This is a genomic window from Streptomyces sp. R41, assembly GCF_041053055.1.
Lineage (GTDB): Bacteria > Actinomycetota > Actinomycetes > Streptomycetales > Streptomycetaceae > Streptomyces.
The window spans coordinates 8,145,368-8,167,903 of sequence record NZ_CP163443.1 but is presented as its reverse complement, the minus strand read 5'-3'; the positions used below and the strand labels follow the sequence as shown (position 1 = coordinate 8,167,903).

18 protein-coding genes and 1 pseudogene are annotated in these 22,536 nt (G+C 70.0%); 9 read left to right on the top strand and 10 right to left on the bottom strand.

The window, feature by feature from the left end; all coding sequences use genetic code 11:
* The first annotated feature begins 89 nt into the window (after positions 1 to 89).
* The 4 genes from nthB (at position 90) to AB5J53_RS37135 (ending at position 3,965) form a co-directional block, all read left to right on the top strand.
* A complete protein-coding gene (nthB, locus tag AB5J53_RS37150) occupies positions 90 to 761 on the top strand; it encodes a nitrile hydratase subunit beta (RefSeq protein WP_369249983.1) in 672 nt (223 codons plus the stop codon).
* Positions 758 to 1,360 carry a nitrile hydratase subunit alpha gene (gene nthA / locus AB5J53_RS37145; protein WP_369249982.1) on the top strand — a complete coding sequence of 201 codons (603 nt, stop codon included), beginning with the start codon at positions 758 to 760 and terminating at the stop codon, positions 1,358 to 1,360. Before nthB ends, nthA begins: the two co-directional genes overlap by 4 nt.
* Positions 1,357 to 1,713, top strand: a complete 357-nt coding sequence (locus tag AB5J53_RS37140) for a nitrile hydratase accessory protein (protein ID WP_369249981.1) — start codon at positions 1,357 to 1,359, stop codon at positions 1,711 to 1,713. The genes nthA and AB5J53_RS37140 overlap by 4 nt, the downstream gene beginning before the upstream one ends.
* 152 nt (positions 1,714 to 1,865) lie before the next feature.
* Positions 1,866 to 3,965 (top strand): autotransporter, encoded by a 2,100-nt coding sequence (locus AB5J53_RS37135; RefSeq protein WP_369249980.1) that lies wholly within the window; start codon positions 1,866 to 1,868, stop codon positions 3,963 to 3,965.
* Between the two features lie 44 nt (positions 3,966 to 4,009).
* Here the strand turns inward: AB5J53_RS37135 and AB5J53_RS37130 are convergent.
* Positions 4,010 to 4,329, bottom strand: a pseudogene (locus AB5J53_RS37130) (LysR family transcriptional regulator); the annotation flags it as partial.
* A 36-nt stretch (positions 4,330 to 4,365) separates the two neighbouring features.
* Positions 4,366 to 5,034 carry a nitroreductase gene (locus AB5J53_RS37125; RefSeq protein ID WP_369249979.1) on the bottom strand — a complete coding sequence of 223 codons (669 nt, stop codon included), beginning with the start codon at positions 5,032 to 5,034 and terminating at the stop codon, positions 4,366 to 4,368.
* Positions 5,035 to 5,184: 150 nt separating this feature from the next.
* On the opposite strand from AB5J53_RS37125, the gene AB5J53_RS37120 reads away from it, so the two are divergent.
* Positions 5,185 to 5,385 (top strand): hypothetical protein, encoded by a 201-nt coding sequence (locus AB5J53_RS37120; RefSeq protein ID WP_369249978.1) that lies wholly within the window; start codon positions 5,185 to 5,187, stop codon positions 5,383 to 5,385.
* A 124-nt stretch (positions 5,386 to 5,509) separates the two neighbouring features.
* Here AB5J53_RS37120 and AB5J53_RS37115 read toward each other — a convergent pair whose 3' ends face one another.
* Entirely contained in the window at positions 5,510 to 5,995 is a 486-nt protein-coding gene (locus tag AB5J53_RS37115; protein WP_369249977.1) for a MarR family winged helix-turn-helix transcriptional regulator, read from the bottom strand.
* 256 nt (positions 5,996 to 6,251) lie between these two features.
* Between AB5J53_RS37115 and mmuM the strand changes: the two genes are divergently transcribed.
* Both mmuM and AB5J53_RS37105 read left to right on the top strand, forming a co-directional pair.
* Positions 6,252 to 7,178: a homocysteine S-methyltransferase gene (mmuM, locus tag AB5J53_RS37110; RefSeq protein WP_369249976.1), complete on the top strand. Its 927-nt coding sequence runs from the start codon at positions 6,252 to 6,254 to the stop codon at positions 7,176 to 7,178.
* A 226-nt stretch (positions 7,179 to 7,404) separates the two neighbouring features.
* Positions 7,405 to 8,478: a LacI family DNA-binding transcriptional regulator gene (locus AB5J53_RS37105; RefSeq protein ID WP_369249975.1), complete on the top strand. Its 1,074-nt coding sequence runs from the start codon at positions 7,405 to 7,407 to the stop codon at positions 8,476 to 8,478.
* Positions 8,479 to 8,503: 25 nt separating this feature from the next.
* Here AB5J53_RS37105 and AB5J53_RS37100 read toward each other — a convergent pair whose 3' ends face one another.
* From AB5J53_RS37100 to AB5J53_RS37070, 7 genes are all read right to left on the bottom strand, one after another.
* On the bottom strand, positions 8,504 to 10,132 hold the full coding sequence (locus AB5J53_RS37100) for a carboxylesterase/lipase family protein (protein ID WP_369249974.1): 1,629 nt from the start codon (positions 10,130 to 10,132) through the stop codon (positions 8,504 to 8,506).
* Between the two features lie 116 nt (positions 10,133 to 10,248).
* On the bottom strand, positions 10,249 to 11,499 hold the full coding sequence (locus AB5J53_RS37095; RefSeq protein WP_369249973.1) for an alginate lyase family protein: 1,251 nt from the start codon (positions 11,497 to 11,499) through the stop codon (positions 10,249 to 10,251).
* 78 nt (positions 11,500 to 11,577) lie between these two features.
* The gene (locus tag AB5J53_RS37090) at positions 11,578 to 14,925 is read right to left on the bottom strand and encodes an alginate lyase family protein (protein ID WP_369249972.1); all 3,348 of its coding nucleotides are present in this window, start codon (positions 14,923 to 14,925) and stop codon (positions 11,578 to 11,580) included.
* Positions 14,922 to 16,445: a glycosyl hydrolase family 28 protein gene (locus AB5J53_RS37085; protein WP_369249971.1), complete on the bottom strand. Its 1,524-nt coding sequence runs from the start codon at positions 16,443 to 16,445 to the stop codon at positions 14,922 to 14,924. Before AB5J53_RS37085 ends, AB5J53_RS37090 begins: the two co-directional genes overlap by 4 nt.
* Positions 16,446 to 16,485: 40 nt before the next feature.
* The gene (locus tag AB5J53_RS37080) at positions 16,486 to 17,367 is read right to left on the bottom strand and encodes a carbohydrate ABC transporter permease (protein WP_369249970.1); all 882 of its coding nucleotides are present in this window, start codon (positions 17,365 to 17,367) and stop codon (positions 16,486 to 16,488) included.
* Positions 17,364 to 18,365, bottom strand: a complete 1,002-nt coding sequence (locus tag AB5J53_RS37075) for a carbohydrate ABC transporter permease (RefSeq protein WP_369249969.1) — start codon at positions 18,363 to 18,365, stop codon at positions 17,364 to 17,366. The genes AB5J53_RS37080 and AB5J53_RS37075 overlap by 4 nt, the downstream gene beginning before the upstream one ends.
* A complete protein-coding gene (locus AB5J53_RS37070) occupies positions 18,362 to 19,711 on the bottom strand; it encodes an extracellular solute-binding protein (RefSeq protein WP_369249968.1) in 1,350 nt (449 codons plus the stop codon). Before AB5J53_RS37070 ends, AB5J53_RS37075 begins: the two co-directional genes overlap by 4 nt.
* Before the next feature lie 447 nt (positions 19,712 to 20,158).
* Here AB5J53_RS37070 and AB5J53_RS37065 point away from each other — a divergent pair, with 447 nt between their 5' ends.
* Together AB5J53_RS37065 and AB5J53_RS37060 are read left to right on the top strand one after the other, a co-directional pair.
* Entirely contained in the window at positions 20,159 to 21,172 is a 1,014-nt protein-coding gene (locus tag AB5J53_RS37065) for a hydroxyacid dehydrogenase (protein ID WP_369249967.1), read from the top strand.
* 171 nt (positions 21,173 to 21,343) lie between these two features.
* Positions 21,344 to 22,429: a LacI family DNA-binding transcriptional regulator gene (locus AB5J53_RS37060; protein WP_369249966.1), complete on the top strand. Its 1,086-nt coding sequence runs from the start codon at positions 21,344 to 21,346 to the stop codon at positions 22,427 to 22,429.
* Positions 22,430 to 22,536 lie beyond the last annotated feature (107 nt).

Below are 22,536 nucleotides of genomic sequence, written 5' to 3'. Positions count from 1 at the left end.
GCGCGGCGTCGTCATCGCGGCACGGATGACATTCGCCGCATACGATTCGGCCATCCAGTCCGTTATGCGGTTATTCGAGGAGTCGCGCCATGGAGGGCATTGCCGATATGGGCGGCACCCCGGGATGGGGTCCCGTTCAAGTGCCGAGGCGCGATGAACCGGTCTTCGAGGAGCCCTGGCAGCGCCGGGCATTCGCGCTGGCGCTTCTCTCCAGCCGCATTGCGTGCGGCGGCGTCAACCCTGACGCCTTCCGGCACGCGCACGAGCGCCTAGGCCGAGCCGCCTACCTGGACGACGGCTACTACGGGCGCTGGCTCAACGGCGCGGAGCTGATGCTCACCGAAAGCGCCATCCTGGCGCCGGGCGCGATCGACGCGCGCGCCCGCAACCTGCGCGGCGAACACGTGGAGGAGCCGCCGATCCCCGAGCCCGCCCGACCCGACTACGCGCCGACCGCCGAAGGCTCGCTGCGCTCCGTGGACACCGCGCCGGCCTTCGCTGTCGGCCAGCGTGTACGGGCCAAGGACAGGTCGGTGCCCGGGCACACCCGACTGCCGGGCTACGTGCGCGGACATACAGGCACTGTCGAGGTCATCCAGCCCGCCGCCGTGCTGCCGGACACCAACGCCCACTTCCAGGGCGAGAACCCGCAGCACGTCTACTCGGTGCGATTCGACTCGCACGAGCTGTGGGGCGCCGACGCCGCACCCTTCGCGCTCACCGTTGAGCTGTTCGAGAGCTACCTGGAGACCACCTCATGACCACCACCGCCGGCGGACCGGACGAGGCCCTTCCCGTGGCCCTGCGCACCGAGGCGCTCGAGCAACTGCTCACCGAGCGGGGCCTGATCGACCCGAAGGTGATGGACGGGATCATCACCACCTACGAGACCAACGTGGGCCCGCTCAACGGCGCCAAGGTCGTCGCCAAGGCATGGACCGACCCGGAGTACCGGCGGCGGCTGCTCGACGACGGCACCGCGGCCATCAAGGAGCTCGGCTTCTCGGGCCCGCAGGGCGAGCACATCGTCGTCGTGGAGAACACCGCGACCACCCACCACGTGGTGGTGTGCACGCTGTGCTCGTGCTACCCGTGGCCGGTGCTCGGTCTGCCGCCGAGCTGGTACAAGGACCCCGCCTACCGCGCACGCGTGGTGAAGGAGCCCCGCACGGTGCTGTCCGAGATGGGACTCGACCTCGACGACGACGTGCGGATCACCGTCCACGACTCCACCAGTGAGGTGCGCTGGCTGGTACTGCCCGAGCGTCCGGCCGGCACCGAGCACCTGTCCGAGGAACAGCTCGTGCCGCTGGTGACCCGCGACGCGATGGTCGGCGTGGCCAAGGTCGCGACACCATGACCGCGCCGCTGGACATCGAGGGCCCGGCCGCACCACCGCGCTCCAACGGCGAGTTGGTGTTCGCCGAGCCCTGGGAGAGCCGCGCCTTCGGCATGGCCGTCAGCCTGCACGAGGCAGGCGCGTTCACCTGGCCGCAATTCCAGGCCTCACTGATCGCCCGGATCGCGGCTTGGGAGCCCGCTCCGGCGCAGCAAGAGCCCTATGACTACTACAAGTTCTGGCTGGCGGCCCTGGAGGACGTGCTCGTCGACCTGCGCGCCGTGTCCAGGGAGGAGGTCGACGCACGCACTCATGCCCTCGCACGACGCCCCTCGGGCCACGACCACCGGGACGACCACGACCACGAGCACTGACCTCGGGGCGCCCCCGGCGTCATGCCTGTGAGGACGGTACGGGCATCAGGTGCCCCCTGTCCGCACAGCCCAGAGGTATACGGCTCGATGAACTCCCACTCGTAGTCGGCAAGTTTTTGTTATCGGGGAGCGTCCGGGCCGTCTCCGGTGATGTGCGTAGTCATAGGCGTCAGAAGTCAGCGGCCGTCGTCGGGGTCCTCGCGGCGGTCGCCCTCGTGTTCAGCGCTCCCACCGCGACGGCGGCCGGGAGCCAGGACGTCACCGCCGACGTGCTCGCGGGCCGGGACGTGACGCTCTCCGGCGACGCGGTGGTGACCGTGCCGGCGGGGACGACGACGTACGGCGGAGTGTTCCATGGCGAGGGCATGCTCACCGTGCGGGGCAGCGGGACGCTGATCCTGACCAGGGACAGCGACTTCACGCTCCCCAAGGCGCGACAGCGGCAGACAGTGCAGACGCAGGGCGGCAACCACCCGTACACGACGGTCGCCAACCCCGATCCGCCTGCCGTGACGGTGGAACGCGGCGCGACCCTGCAGTACGGGACGGGCGGCGGGACGGGCTTGATCGGTCATTTCCCGTACAGCACACCGGGCTACCGGCTGAACCAGCTGAACGTCCGCGTCGACGGCACCCTGCGCCTGTCGCTCACCCGTACCTTCAACATCGGCACGATCAGCGGATCGGGCCTGGTCACCCAGCCCCGCAACATGTGGGGCACACTCGATCTGGCCGGAACCCACCCCTTCTCAGGCGTGATCGACAACGGCACGGGCATGGCGGTGGGCCGCCCCGAGTATCCCGTGGCCCTCCCGAACGCCCGAGCCATCCTCAACCAGGGCTCGTGGATCATCGACACCCCGCTGTACCAGACGATCACCCTGCGCCAGAACTTCTACCAGCGCGAGTACGGCAGCGACGTCAACGTCCATACACGGCCCGGCAGCAAGGTGGTGCTCACCGGCCAGTACAGCTACAGCGACCGGGGCGGCGACACCAACCCCTCACTGAGCGACCCGGACATCAACTGGCAGAGGATTCCTCATGACTTGAACAAGCGGGGCACCAATATCGAGGGAGCGAACGTCCAGTGGGGCGACGGTACGACCCACAAGATCTTCATGCCGGGCACCAAGGACACCGTCTACATCAACCTGCACGAGGCGAGCGGACGGCGCTCGCTGCTGACGTTCGCGTACAACGGCCCGGTCACGCTGGGCGCCCCCATCGGCGGCGGCAAATACCACGACACCCTGGCCGCGCCCGGCGCGGGGGACGTCGTGATCAAGGGAACGCGCGGCAATGACGTGACCTTCGCGGCGAAGCAGTACTACGACGGGTCGACCACCATCGAGAAGGGTGCGGTGCTGCGGTTGGGGTCGGGCTCACCGGGCGGCGACGGTTCGCTGATGACGGGCACGGCGCGGCGGCGCGTGGTGAACGACGGCACGTTCGTCGTTCGCAACACCTCAACTCCCGTGACCATCAACCGTGTTGACGGAACCGGTGGGTTCACCCAGTCGGGCGCCGCGACGACGACGCTGACAGGTGACGAGGTGACGTACACCGGAGCGACCACGGTCACCAAGGGCACGCTCGCCCTGGCCGGGGGCGCCTCGCTCGCGCACAGCAAGGCGATCCGGCTCACCTCGCCCGGTGCACGCCTGGACGCACGCGCGACGGGCCTGCGCGTGACGACGTCACTCACCGGCAAGGGCACGGTGCGCGGCGCGGTGACGAACGAGGGCGTGGTCGCCGGCGCCCTCACGGTGACCGGCGACTACACCCAACGAGCCAAGGGCGAACTGGTCCTCCGCGACAAGCCGTTGAAGGTGACCGGAGCCGTCCGTCTCGCCGGCGACCTCGACCTCTCCGACGCCGCGACCGAGCCCGCCCGCGAGATCACCCTCCTGAACCACACGGGCCACGAGAAGACCACGGGCAGCTTCACCCACCTCCCGGAGGGCGCCACCCTCAAGCTCGCCGACACGACGTACCGCATCAGCTACCGCGGCGGCGACGGCAACGACGTGGTCCTCAAGGCGACTTCGAAGCACCGCGCGGCGAGCCCGTCCGCCACCGCGGCTCCCTCCGTGCGGCACACCGCCCTCGTCGAGAGCGCGAGCCGGAGCACGCGCGCGTGGTGGCCGCTCCTGCTCGTGCCGATGCTGCTGGGCGCACTGGTCGCGCCGTCGGCCCGGCGCAAACGCGCGCGTCGCCGCGACGGACGACGGCACGCCGCCTCCAGGTGACGGTCAGGGCGTGCGCCGTGCTCAGCTCGTGCAGAGGGCGCGGGCGCGGGCGAGTCGGCGTAGCGGGTGGGGGCGAGGCGAGCGTCCTTGTCGATGAGGACGTCACCCTTGACGACGGCGAACATGCCGGCGGTGGGGTCGGTGACCACAGTGCGAATGTCGCCCTTGCGGGACAGGGCGATCCGGCCCAGCTCGTCCAGGGGGAAGATCTCGGGGCCGCCGATGTTGCGCATGCCGTTCAGCGGGGCGCTCGCGGCGACCTTCGCCACCGCGTCGGCCACGTCCTTGGCGGCGATCGGCTGGATCGGCGTGGCGGGCAACCGGACGGTGTGCCGTCGGCGGTCCAGGACAGGACGGCGTCCATCGAGACGGCGCCTCAACCGGCTGAGCGCGGGCGGTGTCAGTAACCATCGACAAACATGACCGTCTCGTCGAGCGGCGCCCGGCCCGTACGGGTGTAACCCACCGTGACGTCTTCGAACCCGATCGACATGCCGCAGAAGAGGATGAGCTCGTCCGGGGGTGACAGGACCTCCGCGACGGTCCTGTGATACTTCGCCCATGCCATCTGTGTGCAACTGTGCAGCCCTTCGGCGCGGAGCAGCAGCATGACGGTCTGCAGATACATGCCGACGTCGGACCATTGGGCCGGGCCCAGATCGCGGTCGATGTAGCAGAACAGGGCGGCGGGCGCGCCGAAGCAGTCCCAGTTCGCGGAAGCGGCCCTCTGGCGCGCCTCTATGTCCTCGCGCGGAATACCGAGTGCGCCGTAGCGCTGCTCACCGAAGGCGGACCGGCGTTCGCGGTACGGGGACTTCAGTGCGGGCGGGTACTGCTCATACTCCGGCTCGTCCCAGGGGTCGCCCACGGCCAGGCGCTCGCCGGCGCGCTTCTTGAGTTCGGCGAGCGGCTGGCCGGTCAGCACGTAGGCGTGCCACGGCTGGAGGTTCGATCCGGACGGCGACCAGGCCGCGGCGGACAGCACGCGCTCCAGCACCTCCCTCGGGACATGCCGGTCGGTGAATCCGCGCACCGCCCGTCGGCTCGTGACCGCCTCGTAGACGTCCAAGATCGCCTACCTCCCTCGTCCGCTCAACGTGCGCATCTCCGTTGCATTCGCGATTGTATCACTCAATACTATCTCGTGTTTAACGATCGCGGAGTACGAAGCCCCCGCCCCTGGTTACCCGCCCCGGACACTGCTCTTTGGAGAAATTTCATGGCCACGCTGCTGCACATCGACTGGCCCGCGTTCCCCGGCGAGGCGTCCTCGTCCCGTTCGGTCGTGGCCGCCTTCCACAAGGCAGGGGAGGATCGAGACGACGGCGATGCGTGCGAGGGTGAAGAGCACATCGTCGGCCAGGTATGCGGCGCGGTGGCCGTGCGGACAGCTCGATCCCCGTCGGCGACGACTTCCTGAGCGCCGCCCGTAGCCAGGGCCGGCGCGTAGCCGCGACGGCCGTAGCTCTCAAGGCCGGGTTCGCCGCGAAAACCGCATGAGACGCAGCGTGCCCACGCGGCAGGCAACCGGTGCGCGGGCGCGCTTACGCCTCACCGTCTGCGGGATGGGCAAACCGGGTCAGCAGATCCGTCAGGCGCTCGGACTCACCGGGCCCGAGTTCGGCAACGAGACGCTCAGCCAGCGGCTCCGCCGCCACATGGGCTGCATCGAACAGCTCGAGTCCCTGAGGCGTGATCTCCACCGCCCGCACCCGCCGGTCCCCCGGAACGGTCCTGCGGACGGCCAGCCCCCTACGCTCCAGGTCGTCCACGACCCGCATGATTCCCGCCTTGTCCGACCCCGTCGCCGCCGCCAGGTCCCGCTGCACCGTGGGCCCGCGGTCGACCAGCACGATCAGCACGGCAAAATGCCGCAACTCGATGCCGAGCGGCCGTAGCGCCTCCGTCATCACCGCGGCCGCGCGCCAGTGCGCCCGGCGCAGCAGCAAGCCGAGGGCGAAAGGCGAGGCGTCCCCGGGGCGGTCGGTCGCACGCGGGGCGGTGTTTTGGTGAGGAACATCGGCGGTCATAGACCCACATTATCAGCCATCCGTTCATTCGATACGGTATCGTTTGAAACTAAACGCGGCTGCGTCCGCCACGGCCCTGCCGCTGCACGCCGGTATACGGCCAGGTAGTCCGCCCCCGCGATCAGCCAGAACGAGAACGCGAAGGAGAGGGCGGCGACGATCAGGTCGCGGGTGAGCCGGGTCCCACATCGTGGGCGAAATGTTCATCTCGTGGACGCAATCGGGCGCCGCTGCCCGCATCGTCTAGCGTCATGTCATGACCAGCGACACCTCCCGCACCCTCACCGACGCCCTCTCCGCCGGGCCCGTCGTCCTCGACGGCGGCATGTCCAACCAGCTCGAATCGGCCGGGCACGACCTGAGCGACGAGCTGTGGTCGGCGCGGCTGCTCGCGGAGCGGCCCGAGGCGATCGTCGAGGCGCATCTCGCCTATTTCGAGGCGGGCGCGGACGTCGCGATCACGTCCAGCTACCAGGCGACGTTCGAGGGCTTCGCCAAGCGCGGCATCGGCCACCAGCGGGCGACCGAACTGCTCGGACTGAGTGTGGAGTTGGCCCGTGAGGCCGCTCGACGGGCCGCCGCCAAGGGCGTCACGCGGCCGCTGTGGGTCGCCGCGTCGGTCGGACCCTACGGAGCGATGCTCGCGGACGGCTCGGAGTACCGGGGCCGGTACGGGCTGAGCGTCGACGACCTGGAGCGGTTCCACCGCCCCCGCCTCGAAGTCCTGGCCGCCGCCGCGCCCGACGTGCTCGCCCTGGAGACCGTGCCGGACTCCGACGAGGCGCAGGCGCTGTTGCGGGTTGTGCGCGGGCTGGGCGTCCCGGCTTGGCTGTCGTACAGCGTCGCCGGCGACCGTACGCGGGCCGGACAGCCCCTGGAGGAGGCGTTCGCCCTGGCCGCCGACGCGGACGAGGTGATCGCCGTGGGGGTGAACTGCTGCGCCCCGGAGGATGTGGACGCCGCTGTCGCCACCGCGGCGCGCGTCACCGGCAAGCCGGTCGTGGTGTACCCGAACAGTGGTGAGGTGTGGGACGCGGAGGCTCGTGCGTGGGCCGGGCGGTCCACGTTCACCGCGGAGCAGGTTGCCGGGTGGCGGCGGGGTGGCGCTCGGTTGATCGGGGGGTGCTGTCGGGTGGGGCCGGGGGCGATCGCGGGGATCAGGGGGACGCTGGGGTCGGCGTAAGGGTTTTTCGCCCCCTCCGCCCCCACCCGTCCCGTACCTGGGGGCTCCGCCCCCAGACCCCCAAAAGATCGCGCAGTTCCCCGCGCCCCTCACGTCCCTCGTCCCGCGCCGCTCACGCTGCTAGCCTCCGGCTCGGGAACCGGTTGCCGTACGTGTTGCCGCACTTCCCGAGGGGCCCCGGCGCCGGAATACGCCGTCGCCCGGGGCGGAGGAAAGGGGCCAGGGGATGACGAGGAAGAGCACCACGGACACCGGGAGCCGGCACACGATCCGGGACGTGGCGGCGCGCGCGGGAGTGTCGGCGTCGACGGTGTCGCGGGTGCTCGGCGGCGAGTACCCGGTGAGCACGACGACGCGTACGCGGGTGATGCGGGCGGTCCGTGAGCTGGACTATGTGGCCGACGCCCGCGCCAAGGCGATCGCGGGGGCCGGCACGCCGACGCTCGCGTTCGTCCTCGACGACATCACCGGTCCGTCGTTCGCGCACATGGCGCACGGCGTGGAGCGCGAGGCGACCCGGCTGGGGCACCTGTGCCTGGTGTGCAGCACCGACGGCGACGCCGAACACCAGCTGGAGTTCATCGAGATGATGCGTGCCCAGCGCGCCGCCGCGGTGATCCTGGTCGGCGGCGCCACCGACACCGCCGAGTACCGCGAGCGGATGGCCCGCATCGCCGACTCGCTGGCGTCGGCGGGATCGCGACTCGTCCTGTGCGGACGCCCGCCGCTCGCGCCCGGAACGCCGGTCACGGTCATCGAGTACGACAACGAGGGCGGCGCCTACGCCCTGTCCGCGCATGTCCTCGCCCAGGGCCACCGGCGCGTCCTGTTCCTCGGCGGCAAGGCGGACAACACCACGGCACAGGGCCGCGAACGCGGCTATCTCGCCGCCCATCGGGCACGCGGCCTCGACCCGGACCCGACACTGCGGCTGTACGGCGACTTCACCCGCGACTCCGGACACCGTCTGATGCGCCAAGCCCTCGCACAGGGGCTGGAGTTCACGGCCGTGATCGCCTCCACCGACATGGTCGCCGCCGGCGCGCTGACCGCCCTGCACGAAGCGGGCCTGCGCGTCCCGGCCGACGTCTCCCTCGCCGGCTACGACGACATCCCCTTCGCCCGTGACCTGTTCCCCCCGCTCACCACCGTCCACGTCCCCTACGAGGAACTCGGCCGCCTGGCCGTCCGCACCGCCCTGGGCCGAACCCCGGACGCCCCGAACGAACACCTTCTCCTGGGGACGCACGTCGTGATCCGCGATTCGGTGGGCGGGGTGAAGCGTGGGGACGGTGCGTGACGGCGAGCTCGGCGGTGTCCCGTCGTCACGACCGCCGGTCGCCGCCGGAGCGACGGAAGCGGCGTACGGCTGACAGCGGCGCCGCCGCGCGTGGGGACGAACCGGCGGGCCCGTGCGCCGCGGTGGTGGTTTGCGGAAGGCCGACGGTCTCGCCCGCCGCTTTGCCCAACTCCGCTTCCCACAGGTCGAGTTCGCGATCCCGCGGCCCGTGGACGGTGTGCGGTGCGCCGACGCCGAAGACGCGGACCGGGTGCGAGGCGTCCCAGGCCTGCCACCCGGGATCGCCCTCGACCGCGAACCGTACCCACGCCGTGTGCATCGCGTCGGCGAGCTCCTGCGGGGCACCCGCGCCCGCGAGCTTCGCCGACTCCGGTACGCCGGCGGTGTCGAAGACGAAGCCCAGCTCCAGGGCGTGGCAGGAGCCGAGGTCGGGCACGTTCGAGGGCCAGGCGAACTCGTAGACGTACGAGGGCGATGGGCGGGCCGGGGCGTCCGCGAGGCGATGCAGGGGCACTCGGAGGAGGTGGTCGGTGACCATCTGGCCGACGAGGTCGGCGGTGCCCGCGTCCGGGTGGATGGCGCGGTAGCCGCGGGGCACTTCGTGGCCACAGCGGCAGCGGGCCATCGCGCCGGCCAGGGCGACGGGGCCGAGGCGGTCGACGCGCTCCAGGAGGCCGCCGGGCACCAGCCACAGCCGGTACTCCTCGCTGGTCCAGCCCAGGAGGAGATCGACGTCCGGCGCGGCGCCCTCGACGAGGGCCTCCAGTGGGTCGCGCGGGACGAGGTCGCCGTCGACGACGATGCCGAAGGCGGGTCCGCCGACCACAGGGCTGCTGAGTTTCCCCACGTCGGCCTGGGTGCGCAGGAGCAGATCGCGGTCCACGGCGGCGAACGCCTCGGCCGTCGCCGGGATCTTCAGCCGGGTGGCCATCCTGCGCACCATCCGGCGCACCTTGTCGCGGTCGCTCACCTCAGGCGGTCCGCTCTGCAGGACGGCGCGACGGAAGAGGCCCGCGGTGCGCGGGCTGGCCAGCAGGGCGCCGATGCTGATGGCTCCGGCCGACTCGCCGAAGACGGTGACCCGGTCGGGGTCGCCGCCGAACTGCGTGATCGACTCACGCACCCACTCCAGCGCGGCGAGCTGGTCGCGCAGCCCGGGATTGGCGGGAGCGTCGGGGAAGAGGCCGTAACCCTCCACGCCGAGGCGGTAGTTGAGGGAGACGAGCACGACGCCGTCGCGGGCGAAGGAGCGCCCGTTGTAGACGGGCACGGCCGAGGAACCGCGGGTCAGGGCCCCGCCGTGGATCCACACCATGACGGGGAGCCGGGCGCCCGGTCCCGGCTCCGGAGTCCACACATTGAGGTTGAGGCAGTCGTCGCCGGGTACGACGGGGTCGGCGAGGAGCCGCGCGAACGCCTCGGAGTACGGCGGTTTGGGCGGCGTCGGTCCGAAGGCGCCGGCGTCGCGCACCCCGTCCCAGGGCTCGGGCGGCGCCGGGGGACGGAAGCGGCGGGGGCCGAACGGCGGTGCCGCGTAGGGGATGCCGCGGAAGACGGCGATCCCGTTCTCGTACCGGCCGCGCACCGCTCCGTAGGGGGTGCTGACCACCGGGTCCTTCGTCTGCGAAACCGAGTCCGCCGCGTGCACCGCCATCCGACCACCAGCTCCTCGCCGACTCGCGAACCGTTCACATCAGAGCATCACATCACTTCCGGGTATTCCTTCGGACGTCATTCCTGTGGACGTCGTTTCTGTGACCGTGAACGGCCCTATTTGGCGTACATCAATGTGCCGAAGCCGAGCTGGTCGAAGCCTCCGCTGGTAGAGCCGTAGTCACCGCCTCCGCCCTCGGGGCGGACGCTCTCGGCCATGGCCTGGATGTACGGGACGGAGAGCCCGCGCCGGCGGGCGTAGTGGTAGTACAGGATGTCCCACACCGGCCGGACCTGACCGCGGCTCGCGGACGAGATCACGGTCTGCGACTGCTGGGCGCAGCTCTGGCCCGTGCCCCAGGTGTACGTCGTGAAGGGCACGTCCTGGCCGAGGTTGTACTTGGCGACATACTGGGCGGCCTTCATGAACCGGTTGCTGTCGTAGCCGTAGAGGTCGTCGCCCTGGGACCAGGCCATCTCGCAGAAGGCACCGAGCTGGCCCATGCCCATCACGGTGTGGCCCTGGTCGCGGCCGCTCTCCTGGTACTGGGCGAGCCCCTCGCTGTCGTACACGAACGGGATGGCGTGCTTGATGGAGCCGTTGCCCGCGCCGTTCTTGAAGTAGTTCACCGCCTGGTCGTACTTGGCCGCGTCGTCGCAGAGGATGCCGATGGCCAGGATCGAGTTCATGTTGCACAGGTCCCAGTTGGCCCAGTAGTTGGTGATGCAGGCGTCGTTGTGTCCGGTCAGGAACTGGTTGTTGAGCGGGTAGAAGACGTCGAGCATCATCGTCTTGAACCGCGCGAGGTCGAACCCGCTGTAGCCACGCATGAGTTCGGCTGCGTTCGCGAACTGGTAGCCGTAGATCCCGGCGGCCAGGAAGCGGTCGGCGTTGCCGATGACCGTGGTGAGCTTGGCGGACCAGGCGTTGAGGATCTTGACGGCCGTGTCGCCGTTCGCGGTCGTCCCCGCGATCTTCCAGCGCAGGGCGTTCTGGTAGGCCGCGTGGATGTCGTTGTAGAGGATGCCGTAGTTCTCGCCGGTGCCGCCGCGGATGATCGTGGCCTGCGGGTTGGGGGTCCAGGTGCCGGCCGAGTGGCTGTTGGCGGTGAGGCGCTTCCAGCCGGAGAGCCACGGGTCGTCGCCCGCGGCGACCCGCACCTTGGCGCGGTTGAGCTCTCCGTAGGCGTGCAGCATTCCGGGATGGGTGAAGGTCGCGGGTGCGGCGTCCGCGGTGCCGCCGGTGGCGGCCGCCGTGGACGCGCCGACGGCGAGGGCGGCGGTAAGCCCGCCCGCGGTCCTGAGCAGACCGCGGCGGCTCACCTGTGCCGGCTTCCCTTGCGTGTGGGGGTTCTTGGTGCGGCTCATTCTGGTGCATCTCCAATCCCGTGGAGGATTAGCGGCCTCGGGGAAGGGCGGGTGCGTGCCCGAGCTTCCCCGAGGCCGCTAGGTGGGGGTGATGCTCACCTCTTCGAACTCGGTGGTGCTGCGGACCAGGGGGCTGCGGGAGCAGACCACGAGGCCCACGTAGTAGGGGGCGTCACCGAAGCCGGGAATCTCTCCGTCGGCGAGGGGGGTCCAGGTGGCGCCGTCATCGGTGGAGACGGCCGCGGCGAAGGCGGTCCCGGTGCGCTTCATCCGCAGCAACAGAGGCAGTTGGACGGTCACGGTGCCGGTGAAGGTGGAGGCGCCCGCCACGGTCTTGCGCAGCATCAGCTGCGCGGCGGTCCCGCCGGTGACGATCGCCCCGGCGGCCTGGTCGAACGGCGACAGCGACTTGGCCATCAGCAGGCCCACCCGGTCGGCGGTGGCGCCGGTACGGGAGACCAGCCGGGCGGTGACCTCGCAGTCGCCGGTGACGGGCTGTCGTACGAACTGGCCGGTCATTCCCTGGTTGTTGACGGTGAGATCGGTTCCGGCGCCCCGAACGGTGAAGGTCCCGCCGTCGTACGACGTGCTGCCGGGCGTACGGATCGCCACCACGCCCAGCGTCCCGAAGTCGCGGTCGTCGAGAACCACGTCACCGACGTCGCCGTACGTCCAGGGAGCGGGCGGGGGTGTGCCGACCGTGACGGTGAGGGTGCCGGTCCCGTCGCCGGCCGCGTTGCCCGCGGTGGTCGTGACCGTGAACTCGCCCGTCCGGGTGGGGCTTCCGGAGATCAGGCCGGTGCGCTTGTCGACCCGGAGGCCGTCGGGCAGCCCGTCGGCGGTGAACCGTACGGGCTCGTGCGAGGCCCGCAGCACATGCCGGAACGCGACGCCCTGGTTCGCGAACGCGGTGTCCGCAGACGTGAGTTGGGGCACGGAGGGTGACGGCATCGGCGCGGCGGCAGACTCCGACAGCGGACCGCGCCCGCCGCAGTTCATCTTCGCGACGACGTAGTGGTATGTCGCACCGGGCGTGCCCGTCGCGTCCGCGAACCGGACACGGGTGCCGAACCCGACCGGGCCGACGCCGGTCGCGATCGTCTGATACGGGCCGTCGGCGTCGTTGGCGCGCAGCACCTTGTACCGGGCGGAGGGGTCGGGATCGGTCCAGGCGAGTTCGACGGCGTCGGCACCGCTGGTCGCCCGCAGGCCGGTGGCGGTGCGGGCGGGGCGCGGCACGGACCAGACCTCACCGGACGAGGAGGAGGTCACGCTGACGTTGTCGAAAGCACCGGCGCCGGTCTCGGCGTAGTCCTCGTCGACGCCCAGGCAGGAGGTGAGGACAAGGCCCGCGTACGCGGTGTGCCCCAGCTCGACCTCGGTGGAGCCGACTTCGGTCCAGCGGATGCCGTCCGGGGAGATCGCGCCGGTGCAGCGGCGGCCCCTGCGGGTCACGCGCACCCAGTACGGCGTCCGCAGCCGGTAGCCGTCGCCCGCGCCCTCGACGTACGGGGCCTCCAGCGGGGTCGCCGACTCCGGCAGGGTGCCGAGGCTGGAGATCGGGAAGGCCGCGGAGGTGGTGATGGCCTGCTGCTGGGAGGGCGGCACGGGGGTGCTGCCGGTGGCGGAGATATCGGAGCCGGCCGAGGGCCGTACGGTCCACACGCCGCTCCAGGTGTGCAGCGGCAGCCCCTGGATCAGCATGGAGGCATGCGCCGCATCCGCGTCGAGGGAGTCCCGAAGGGTGACGCCGATCTTGGAGTACTGCGAGCTGAGCGGCCATACGATCCGCGCGCCGACCGTGCCGTCGCCGGGCAGCGGGAGGTACGCCAGGCGGTAGCTGTCGGCGGTGCCGCTCGCCTCCAGCACGAACCGCTCGCCGTCGAAGGCGGCCGAACCGGCGATTTTCACGTCCCCGATGTCCTGGGTGGACCAGAGCTCGGGGAGACCGGCGACAGCCGAGACAGGGCCTGAATTACCGCTGTTTCCTTGGGGGTTGGAGGCGATGACCGTGTAGTGGTACGTCCGGCCCGGGCGCACGTCGCTGTCGGTGTACGACGGATGGTCGACCCCGGAGGCGATCTCCTCGTACGGGCCCTCGGGGCGGTTGGCCCGCCGGACGGTGTACCCGCTCGCCCACACGGACGGCAGCCAGCTCACGGTGACGGCCCTGTCGTCGCCCACCGCCGTGACACCCGCCGGAGCCGTGGGCACGCTCGGCGAGGAGGCTGTCGCACCGGCGTAGGCGAAGGTGCCCCAGCTGGGCAGGTCGTCGTTGCTGCCCTCGACGACACGGGCGCCGCCGGTGCCCCGGAAGACGGCGTTCTTCGTGTACGGGGCATCAAGGCCGCGTACGCCCGCGTAGTGCGCGTATGCCATCTCGTAGATCGGCGGCATGGTGCCGCGCCCGGTGGCCGAGACGGTCTTCTTGATGTACTTGCCGGTGCGGTCGAGGTCGGGAGTGAAGGGAACGTCGTTGCCCAGGTTGTAGCGGGCGGCGTACTCGACGTTGGCGAGGATGCGGTGGTCGTCGAAGCCCCACAGGTCGACGCCCTGGTTCCAGGCGACCTGGGCGGCGTCCGCGAGCAGGCCGACCGCGAGCTGTTCGTGGCCCTGGTCGCGGCCGCTCTCCTGGCCCTGGCCCGCGTCGGTGACGACGCGGTGCGGCACGCTGCCGTTGCCCGCGCCCGCGGCGGCGAAGCGCAGCGCGTCGTCGAAGAGCGTGGGCTCCTCGCAGAACACGCCGATGGCCAGCAGGGACTGAAGAGACGTCAGATCCCAGTTGCCGTTGGCGTAGAGCATGTAAGAGGACACGGCCGGATACCAGACGCGCAGGAAGGACTCCTCGCAGCGCGCGATGTCCGCGTTCGTCCAGCCGTCGTAGTCGCCGTGGCGCAGCAGCTCCGCCGCGTTGACGAACTTGAAGGCCTGGAGCCCGGCGCCGAGTGGGCCGTCGGCGCCCGTGATCGCGGTCAGTGACGCCGACCAGGCGTTGAGGATGTCGCGGGCCTTGTCGGCGTGCGCGCGATCGCCGGTGACGGACCAGATGAGGGCGTTCTGGTAGGCGGCGGCCGAGTCGGCCACGGCCTGGTTCTGGAAGTTGCTGGGTCCGCGGCCCCACGAGGTGATCTGACCGGTGTTCTGCACGGTGTACGACGACGAGGATCGGGCATGGGCCGCGAGCGCCAAGTAGCCGTCGTAGACGGGTGATTCCTTCGCGGCGACCGCTGCCTTCATACGGGCGAGGTCGTCGGCGGTGTGCAGCAGTCCGGGGTGGGTGAAGGCTCCGCGGCCGGTCTCGTCCTCGTTCTCGTCCTGGGCGGCCCGTGCCGTGCCGGGCACGAGCAGTCCGCTCGCGCCCGACACCAGCAGCAGGGCCGCGGCGTTGCCGAGGAAGCCCCGGCGGCTCGTCGCGGGGATCGTCATGACGCGGCGGCCGCCTCGGCCTCGGCGGTGGTGAGGAACGTCAGGTTCAGGACGTGCTCGTTGGCGAACCACTGCACACTGTCGGTGGTCATGTACCACTTGGGCTTCTTCATCGAGTCGGCGACGACGGTGCCGTTGATCACCAGGTTCTCGAAGGTGACGTTCTTGATGGCGTGATCGGCGTCGTAGCCGAGGAACAGCGACGGGTTGGCGTGGGTGCCCGTGTAGCTGAGGTTCTTGACGTAGACGTCCTCGATGCCCCGGCCGACCGAGGTGTTGTACTTCGTGTTGTACATGATCCGCATGTGGATCACCTGGCCCCAGCGGAAGTCCTCGATGCGGACGTCCTCGATGTGCACGTTCTTGATGAGGTTGTCGTCGCCGGGGTTGAGGGCGATACAGCCCTGGTAGCCCATCTGGGGCTCGCGGTGATCGAGGATGTCGAGGTTCTTGATGACCAGGTTCTCGATGACCTCGGGGGCGTCCGTGTTGCCGTGCGTGCCGACGTTGATCGGGTGGGCGACGTCGGCCCACAGGGTGCAGTTCTGGATGGTGATGTCGCGGGTGTCGCCGTAGTAGTTCCAGCGGTGGGCGTAGATGGCGAAGCAGTCGTCGGAGTTGCGCATGAAGCAGCCGTCGAAGACGACGCCGGTGGAGGAGAAGACGTCGAAGCCGTCGCCGTTGCCCTTCGAACTGAACGAGCGCGCCTTCTTGACGTGGACGTTCTCACTCATGCCAAAGGTGCCGGCGTAGCCGTTCGGGTTCATGATGATGACGTCCTCGACGCGGATGTTCTTGCTGCCCTCGCAGAGGACACCGCCGGGGCCCGCGTAGAGCATGCCGTGGCCCCTGAGGGCGGCCTTCTCCACGTCCTTGAAGAAGACCTGCGCCATCAGAACGGCGCCCCCCGCCAGGTACACGGTCTTGCCGCTGGGGACGGTGAGCACGTTGCCCGTGATGGTGTGCACGCCGGGGCCGAAGTAGATGACGTCCGGGTCGTCGGCGGCGGGCGGATTGGGGTCGATGTGGTTGGTGATGATGTGGAGGGCGTCGAATATCTCGTCGTTGATCTGGACGACGACATCCCGCGGCTCGTCGAGCGTGAAGCGCAGGGTGTCGCCGAGCAGTTCGGGCTTGATGCCCAGCGCGTCCGGTCTCACCCGAGCCTTGGTGGTGCCGCCCTTGAGGTAGGTGACCTCGATCTCGACGGAGCCCTGGAAGTCGAAGTACGCCATCGACGTGTTGTAGACCTTGCCCGACCCGGTGGTGGCGTTGATCTCCTCCAGCTGGGGCCGGTAGAGGTCGAGGGTCTGCCATTCGCCGTCGGGGGCGGTGCGGACCCGCACCTTGAAGCTGGTGTTGGTCGCCATGGTGGACGGGCGGGGGTACGTCACCAGCTTCGGTGCGGAGTTGTCGTCGTCCGCGCGGGCCGCCGTGGCCGTCAGGCCGGACAGGCCGGCGGCAAGCACGGTGGCTCCCGCCGCTTGGAGGGCGGTACGGCGGGACAGGGGCGTGTTCATGCGTGACTCCTTGCGAGGCGAAAAGGGGAGATCCAGAAGGTCACTTGAGGCCGGTGGTGGACATCCCGGCGACGAAGCCGCGCTGGGCGACGAGGAAGATCAGCAGGATCGGGACGACGTACATCACGGAGGCGGCGGCCTGCAGTTCGGGGACGGGCTGCCCGGCCGGGGTGACGTACGCGGACATGACGGCGACGGCCAGCGTGGAGCGGTCGCTGGACAGCAGCAACTGCGGGGCGATGTAGTCCCCCCAGGTCCAGGTGAAGGCGATCACGAAGCTCGCGGAGACGACCGGCCAGGACTGGGGCAGGAAGATCCGCCAGAACATCCGGCCGTAGCCGCAGCCGTCGACGATCGCGGCCTCCTCCAGCTCGCGCGGCAGTCCGGCGAAGAACTGCCGGAAGAGGAAGACCAGATACGGGGCCGAGGCGAGACCCCACAGCACCCACGGCCAGTACGTGTCCACCAGGCCGAGCTTGGCGAAGATCAGGTAGGTCGGCAGGAGGGTGATGAGCTGAGGCAGCATCATCGAGCCGAGCAGGATGCCGAACAGCGTCTTCTTGCCGGGCGCTTTCAAACGGGCGAAGCCGAAGCCGACCCAGGCCGAGCTGAGGGTGACGAGGGTGGCGTAGATGAGCGCGATGACGAGGGAGTTGCGGGCGTAGCCGAGGAAGTCGATCTGATGGAAGGCGTCGGCGAAGTTGTGCCACTGAACGTGCCCGGGCAGCCAGCGAACCGGAGAGGAGGCCAGTTCGCCCTGGGTCTTGAGGCCGGAGACGACCAGCCAGCCGAAGGGGCCGAGGAACAGCCCCGTGATCACGACGAGGACCGTGTAGAGGACGAGGCGGTTGACGCGGATCCGTATCCGGGGCGCGGGCTCCGGGGATGTTGCGGACTTCGCGGACAGGCTGGTGGCGGTCACTGCTTCGCCTCCGGATCGACGTTGTAGAACACCACGCCGGACGTGAACCGGAAGATGAGGCCGGTCGCGACGAGGATCAGGACGAAGAGCACCCACAGCAGCGCGGAGGCGTAGCCGTAACGGCCGATCGCGAAGTACTGCGCGAACACATGCATCATGTAGAGGTAGTTGGACTGCGGAACCAGGGTGACGCCGGCCGTGGTGCCGTCGGGGGCCAGCAGCAGCGGCATGATGGTCTGCACCGAGGCGATCACCCCGGTCACCGTCTGGAAGAGCAGCACGGGTGAGAGCAGGGGCACGGTGATGCTGCGGAAGGTCCGCCAGGCGCTCGCGCCGTCGACGCGGGCCGCCTCGTGGAGTTCGCGGGGCACGTCCTGGAGTCCGGCCAGCGAGATGATCATGATGTTTCCGGCGGTCCACAGCACCGTCATCAGCAGCACGTAGCGGGCGTAGGGGTCGGCCAGCCAGCCGAGGGCGTCGATGCCCAAGAGGTTCAACACACCGTTCGCGGCACCGGAGTTCTGGTCGAAGAGTTGCTTGAACGCCAGGCCCGCGCCCACGGGCGGCACCACGGCCGGGAGGTAGAGCAGGGTGCGGAACAGTCCGCGGGCCTTGAGCGGCCGGTTGACCAGGACGGCGAGGCCGAGCCCCGCGACGATCGACAGCGGCACGGAGGTCGCCGCGAACAGGCCGGCGCGGCCCAGGGATTGCCAGGTCACCGAGTCGGACAGCAGCTCGCGGTAGTTGTCGAGCCCGACGAAGCGCCAGTTGGGCGAGAGACCGTCGAAGGTGGTGAAGCTGAGCCACAGTGCGTACGCCATCGGGGCGATGGTCAGCAACAGGAACCCGATGATCCAAGGCGAGGTGAACATGTAGAACGCCCGGTGCCTGCGGGCGGTCATGGAGGTCCCGCGCCGGTTCGCTGGCGCCCGCGCCCGCCCCCCGGCCGCGGTCGGGTCCGGCCGTTCGGCCACGGAGGCGATCTGGTCGGTCGTCATCCCACCTGCTCCTTCCCGCGCTTGAGCTGCTCGTTCATGGCCGAGTTGAGGCGCCGGGCGAGGGTGTCGACGGACATCTGGCCCGTCATCGCCGCCGGGGCAGCCTGGTTGAACAGGGCGTCGAGCGCGTCCGCCGTGGCGTACGGCGTGAAGGAGATGACGGAGAAGTGGGACAGCTCGGCCTCCTGCACCTTCAGCGCCCGCTTCTGGTACTCCTCCTTGGCCGGCATCAGCGGGCGCAGCGACTTCAGGCTCGGGATGCCCCAGCCGCCGGACGCGCGGGCCTTGGCAGGACCTTCGCCGAAGAACCACTCGAAGACCCGCCATGCGGCGTCCTTGTCGGGTGCCTTCTTCGGCATCCACAGGCCGGTGCCGCCCTGGCAGGGACTGAGCCGCGGAGCGCCTTCGAAGACCGGGGCGGGGGCGAGACGTGACACCTCCGCCAGCTTCGGATCGGTGTTGATCATGCCGCCGAGCCAGTAGCCCGAGTTCGACATGGCCATGCGGTCGGCCTGGTAGGTGGGTCCGTCCCAGGCGTTGGGGTCGGGCTGGACGGGGCTCGGTCCGACCTTGGCCTTGCAGTAGTCGATGTACCAGCCCAGCGCTTTGCGGGCCTCGGGGGTGGTGAAGTCGACGCGGGAGAAGTCGTCGGTGAACAGGTTGCCGCCGGCCGCCGCCGTCAGACAGGCGAGGAGGCTCGACTTCATCAGGCCGTTGTAGCTGCCGCCGTAGACGGTCGTCTGGCCGTTCTTGCGCCGGGTGAGGCGCTTCGCACTCTCCAGCCACTCCTCGAACGTGACCGGCTCCGTCTCCGGCGGCTGGTCGACGTCCGCCCTGTCGAAGAGCGAGGTGTTGCACCAGTACATGGAGTCCTGGGAGAAGTCCTTCGCCATGCCGTAGCGCGGCCCCTTGCCCTGGGTCCGGCCGTCGTAGCGCCACAGATCGTTGACCGGGTCCAGGTCGTCCTCCTTGAGGACGCCGCTTCTGGCGAAGTAGGGATCCAGGTCCTCCATCACCTGCCGCGCCGCGAAATACGGTGTGTCGATGGCGCCGACGCCGCGCACCAGATCGGGTGGACTCCCGGTGGTCATCATCGCGATCAGCTTGGTGATGTCGTACTTCACGAGGACGATCTTGATGCCGAGGTCCTTGTAGGCCTGCTTGACGTCATCCGTGGTGATCTCACCGGACTTGACCATCACCGTGACGGTCTCGCCCGAACCGCTGACCCCGGTGGACACCTGCATGGCGCAGCCGCTCAACGCCGCCGCGCCGCCCGCGGCACCGCCCGCCGACAGGGCGAGGAAGCGGCGGCGGCTCAACGGAGCACCGGCCTGGGTGTGCATGAACTACCCACTCTCTTCGGTGAGATGGATGACGGGACTCGAGCACGCGCCGGGGGATGGGATGCCGCGTGCGATGTTTCGGGAACCGGTTGCTATGGCGGTGCTGGGAGCTTCCTTCTGAGGACACGGCACGTCAAGAGGCATGACGAACTTTCGAAAACTGTGGGCCCGCTGGGCGCATGGGGTTCCAGTGCCTACGCTCCTGGTCAGCAGGGCAACCGGTTGCCCCACCAGGCGCCGGGCGCGACCCTCCCCGGGAAACCGTAGTAAACGATTTCGCACCAGAGTGGGATCAAGGACCGCTCCCCGTCGGGCGCACCTCGTTCCACGCCTCTCGTCCCACCGATTGACCGCCCCTTCCCGGCAGATCTACGATAGAAGGCGCTTTCTGAAACTGTTTCCATATCGCAGATCATTCAACGTGTCATCCAGCGTGTCAGGAGAGCCATGCCCAACCCCCAGCCGCCGAGGGTCGTGTTCGCAATGGATCCGGTGCACCTCCCCCTGCTCTTCCCTCCGCCGCTCCTGGCCCGGCTGAGGCAGGCGTCCGACCTCGATCCCGGACTCGTCGTACGGGACTTCGCCGATCCGGCGGCCGCGGAGGCTCTCGCCCGGGCAGAGGTGCTGATCACCGGGTGGGGCTGCCCCCGCCTCGACGTCGGCGCGCTGGCCGCCGCACCCCGCCTGCGCACCGTCCTGCACGCCGCGGGCTCGATCCGTTCGCTGGTCGGCGAGGCCGTGTGGGAACGCGGGATCACGGTCTCCAGCGCGGTGACCGGCAACGCCCTGCCGGTCGCGGAGTACACGCTGGCGATGATCCTGCTCGCCGGAAAGGACACCTTCACCCACCGCGAGCGCTTCCGAGCCACCCACGCCTACCCGACCGACACCGAGACCGCGCACACCGGCAACGTCGGCCGCCGGATCGGAGTCATCGGCGCCTCGCGCGTGGGCCGCCGACTGCTCGAGCTGCTGCGGCCGTTCGACTTCACGGTCCTGCTCCACGACCCCTACGTCAGCCCCGCCGAGGCCGCCGCCCTCGGTGCCGAACTCCTGGCGCTGGAGGACCTGTTGCGGCACAGCGACATCGTGTCGCTGCATGCCCCCGACATCCCCGAGACCTATCGCATGCTCGACGCCGGCCGGCTCGCGCTCATCCGGGACGGCGGTTTCCTGATCAACACCTCGCGCGGCGCCCTGGTCGACCCCGACGCCCTCACGGACGAGCTGGTCTCCGGCCGACTGCACGCGATCCTCGACGTCACCGAACCCGAGCCGCTGCCCGCCGGATCGCCGCTGTACCGCCTGCCCAACGTCTTCCTCACCCCGCACATCGCGGGCTCGCTCGGCAACGAGCTGGAACGCCTCGGCCGTATCGTCGTGGAAGAACTGGAACGCCTGGTCGCAGGCCTGCCCCCGGCCCACGAGGTGCGCCACTCGGACCTGGCGCATGTCGCGTGAGCCCGCCGTCGACGAGCGCCGCCGCTCCCCCGCCGAAGCGACCCGTCACCCCGGAGAAACAATGGGATACGGTTTCCGCACCGGCGAGGGTCGGAGTCTCCGGCCGTCCGGCAAGGGGCCGCATCCCCCTTCGGCCGGCGGGGCAGTCGTGAGGGTGAAGGAGCCGCAGCGGTGAGTCAGCGCAAGGCGTCCGGTGACGCCGGACGGGCCACCATCCGCGACGTGGCGGAGCGGGCGGGTGTCTCCGTCGCGAGCGTGTCGCGTGTCCTGTCCGGCAACTACCCGGTGTCGGAGGACCTGCGCCGCCGGGTGATGAAGGTCGTCCGGGACCTGGACTACGTCACCAACGCCCACGCCCGCTCCCTCGCCGGCGGCGGTACGCCGACGGTCGCCATCCTCATCAACAACATCACCGGCGCCGCGTTCGCCCACGTGGCCAAGGGAGTTGAGGGCGCCGCCACCCTGCGCGGCTGGCTCTCCCTGGTCGGCACCACAGGCGACGACCCCGAACGGGAACTCGCGCTGGTCAACCTCATGCGCCAGCAGGGCGTGGCCGCGGTGGTCCTGCTCGGCGGCGCCTACGACTACGACGAGTACCAGCTGCGCATGGCCCGCTTCGCCCGTTCCCTCGACGCGGCCGGCTCCCATCTCGTCCTGGTGGGCAGGCCGCCTCTTGAGGGCGACGTCCCGGCCACGACGGTCGACTACGACAACGAGGGCGGCGCCTACGCGATGGCCAGCCACCTGCTGTCGGCCGGGCACCGCAGGGTCCTGGTGTTGCCGGGACCCGCCGAACTCACCACGGCCCAGGGCCGGTTGAGGGGCTCTGAGCGGGCCTTCGAGGCGTACGGCGTGCCCTTCGACCCGGGCATGGTGCGGCACGGGCCCTACGACGACGAGCACGGCTACAGCGCCGTCGAGACGGCCCTGCACGAAACGCCGGACTTCACCGCGGTGCTCGCGGGCACGGACGTGGTCGCCGCGGGGGCCATGCAGGCCCTGCGCGCGGCCGGGCTGCGGGTGCCGGAGGACGTCTCGATCGTCGGCTACGACGACATCCCGCTCGCCTCCCAGCTCACGCCCCAACTCACCACCGTGCACGTGCCGTACGAGGAGATGGGCCGCGTGGCGCTGCGCGCGGTGGCCGACCGGCGCGAGGGCGGCGCGGGCCGTCGTAAGGGCGCCGACGGCGATCACCTCGTACTGGGCACCCATGTCGTCGTACGCAACTCCGTGCAGCCGCCTTCCAGGGGCTGAGTGTGCCGCGGTGTGCCGTGCGGGAAGCGATCGTTTCGTAACCGGTTACTCGCACCTACCAGCAGCTTTGCCAGCCTGACGTAATAAACTCCCGCACACCCCTTGCT

Excerpts from the sequence above, each read along its gene's own strand:
- nthB (WP_369249983.1), top strand. The coding sequence starts at position 90 with ATGGAGGGCATTGCCGATATGGGCGGCACCCCGGGATGGGGTCCCGTT.
- nthA (WP_369249982.1), top strand. The coding sequence starts at position 758 with ATGACCACCACCGCCGGCGGACCGGACGAGGCCCTTCCCGTGGCCCTG.
- AB5J53_RS37140 (WP_369249981.1), top strand. The coding sequence starts at position 1,357 with ATGACCGCGCCGCTGGACATCGAGGGCCCGGCCGCACCACCGCGCTCC.
- AB5J53_RS37120 (WP_369249978.1), top strand. The coding sequence starts at position 5,185 with ATGGCCACGCTGCTGCACATCGACTGGCCCGCGTTCCCCGGCGAGGCG.
- AB5J53_RS37115 (WP_369249977.1), bottom strand. The coding sequence starts at position 5,995 with ATGACCGCCGATGTTCCTCACCAAAACACCGCCCCGCGTGCGACCGAC.
- mmuM (WP_369249976.1), top strand. The coding sequence starts at position 6,252 with ATGACCAGCGACACCTCCCGCACCCTCACCGACGCCCTCTCCGCCGGG.
- AB5J53_RS37105 (WP_369249975.1), top strand. The coding sequence starts at position 7,405 with ATGACGAGGAAGAGCACCACGGACACCGGGAGCCGGCACACGATCCGG.
- AB5J53_RS37100 (WP_369249974.1), bottom strand. The coding sequence starts at position 10,132 with ATGGCGGTGCACGCGGCGGACTCGGTTTCGCAGACGAAGGACCCGGTG.
- AB5J53_RS37095 (WP_369249973.1), bottom strand. The coding sequence starts at position 11,499 with ATGAGCCGCACCAAGAACCCCCACACGCAAGGGAAGCCGGCACAGGTG.
- AB5J53_RS37090 (WP_369249972.1), bottom strand. The coding sequence starts at position 14,925 with ATGACGATCCCCGCGACGAGCCGCCGGGGCTTCCTCGGCAACGCCGCG.
- AB5J53_RS37085 (WP_369249971.1), bottom strand. The coding sequence starts at position 16,445 with ATGAACACGCCCCTGTCCCGCCGTACCGCCCTCCAAGCGGCGGGAGCC.
- AB5J53_RS37075 (WP_369249969.1), bottom strand. The coding sequence starts at position 18,365 with ATGACGACCGACCAGATCGCCTCCGTGGCCGAACGGCCGGACCCGACC.
- AB5J53_RS37070 (WP_369249968.1), bottom strand. The coding sequence starts at position 19,711 with ATGCACACCCAGGCCGGTGCTCCGTTGAGCCGCCGCCGCTTCCTCGCC.
- AB5J53_RS37065 (WP_369249967.1), top strand. The coding sequence starts at position 20,159 with ATGCCCAACCCCCAGCCGCCGAGGGTCGTGTTCGCAATGGATCCGGTG.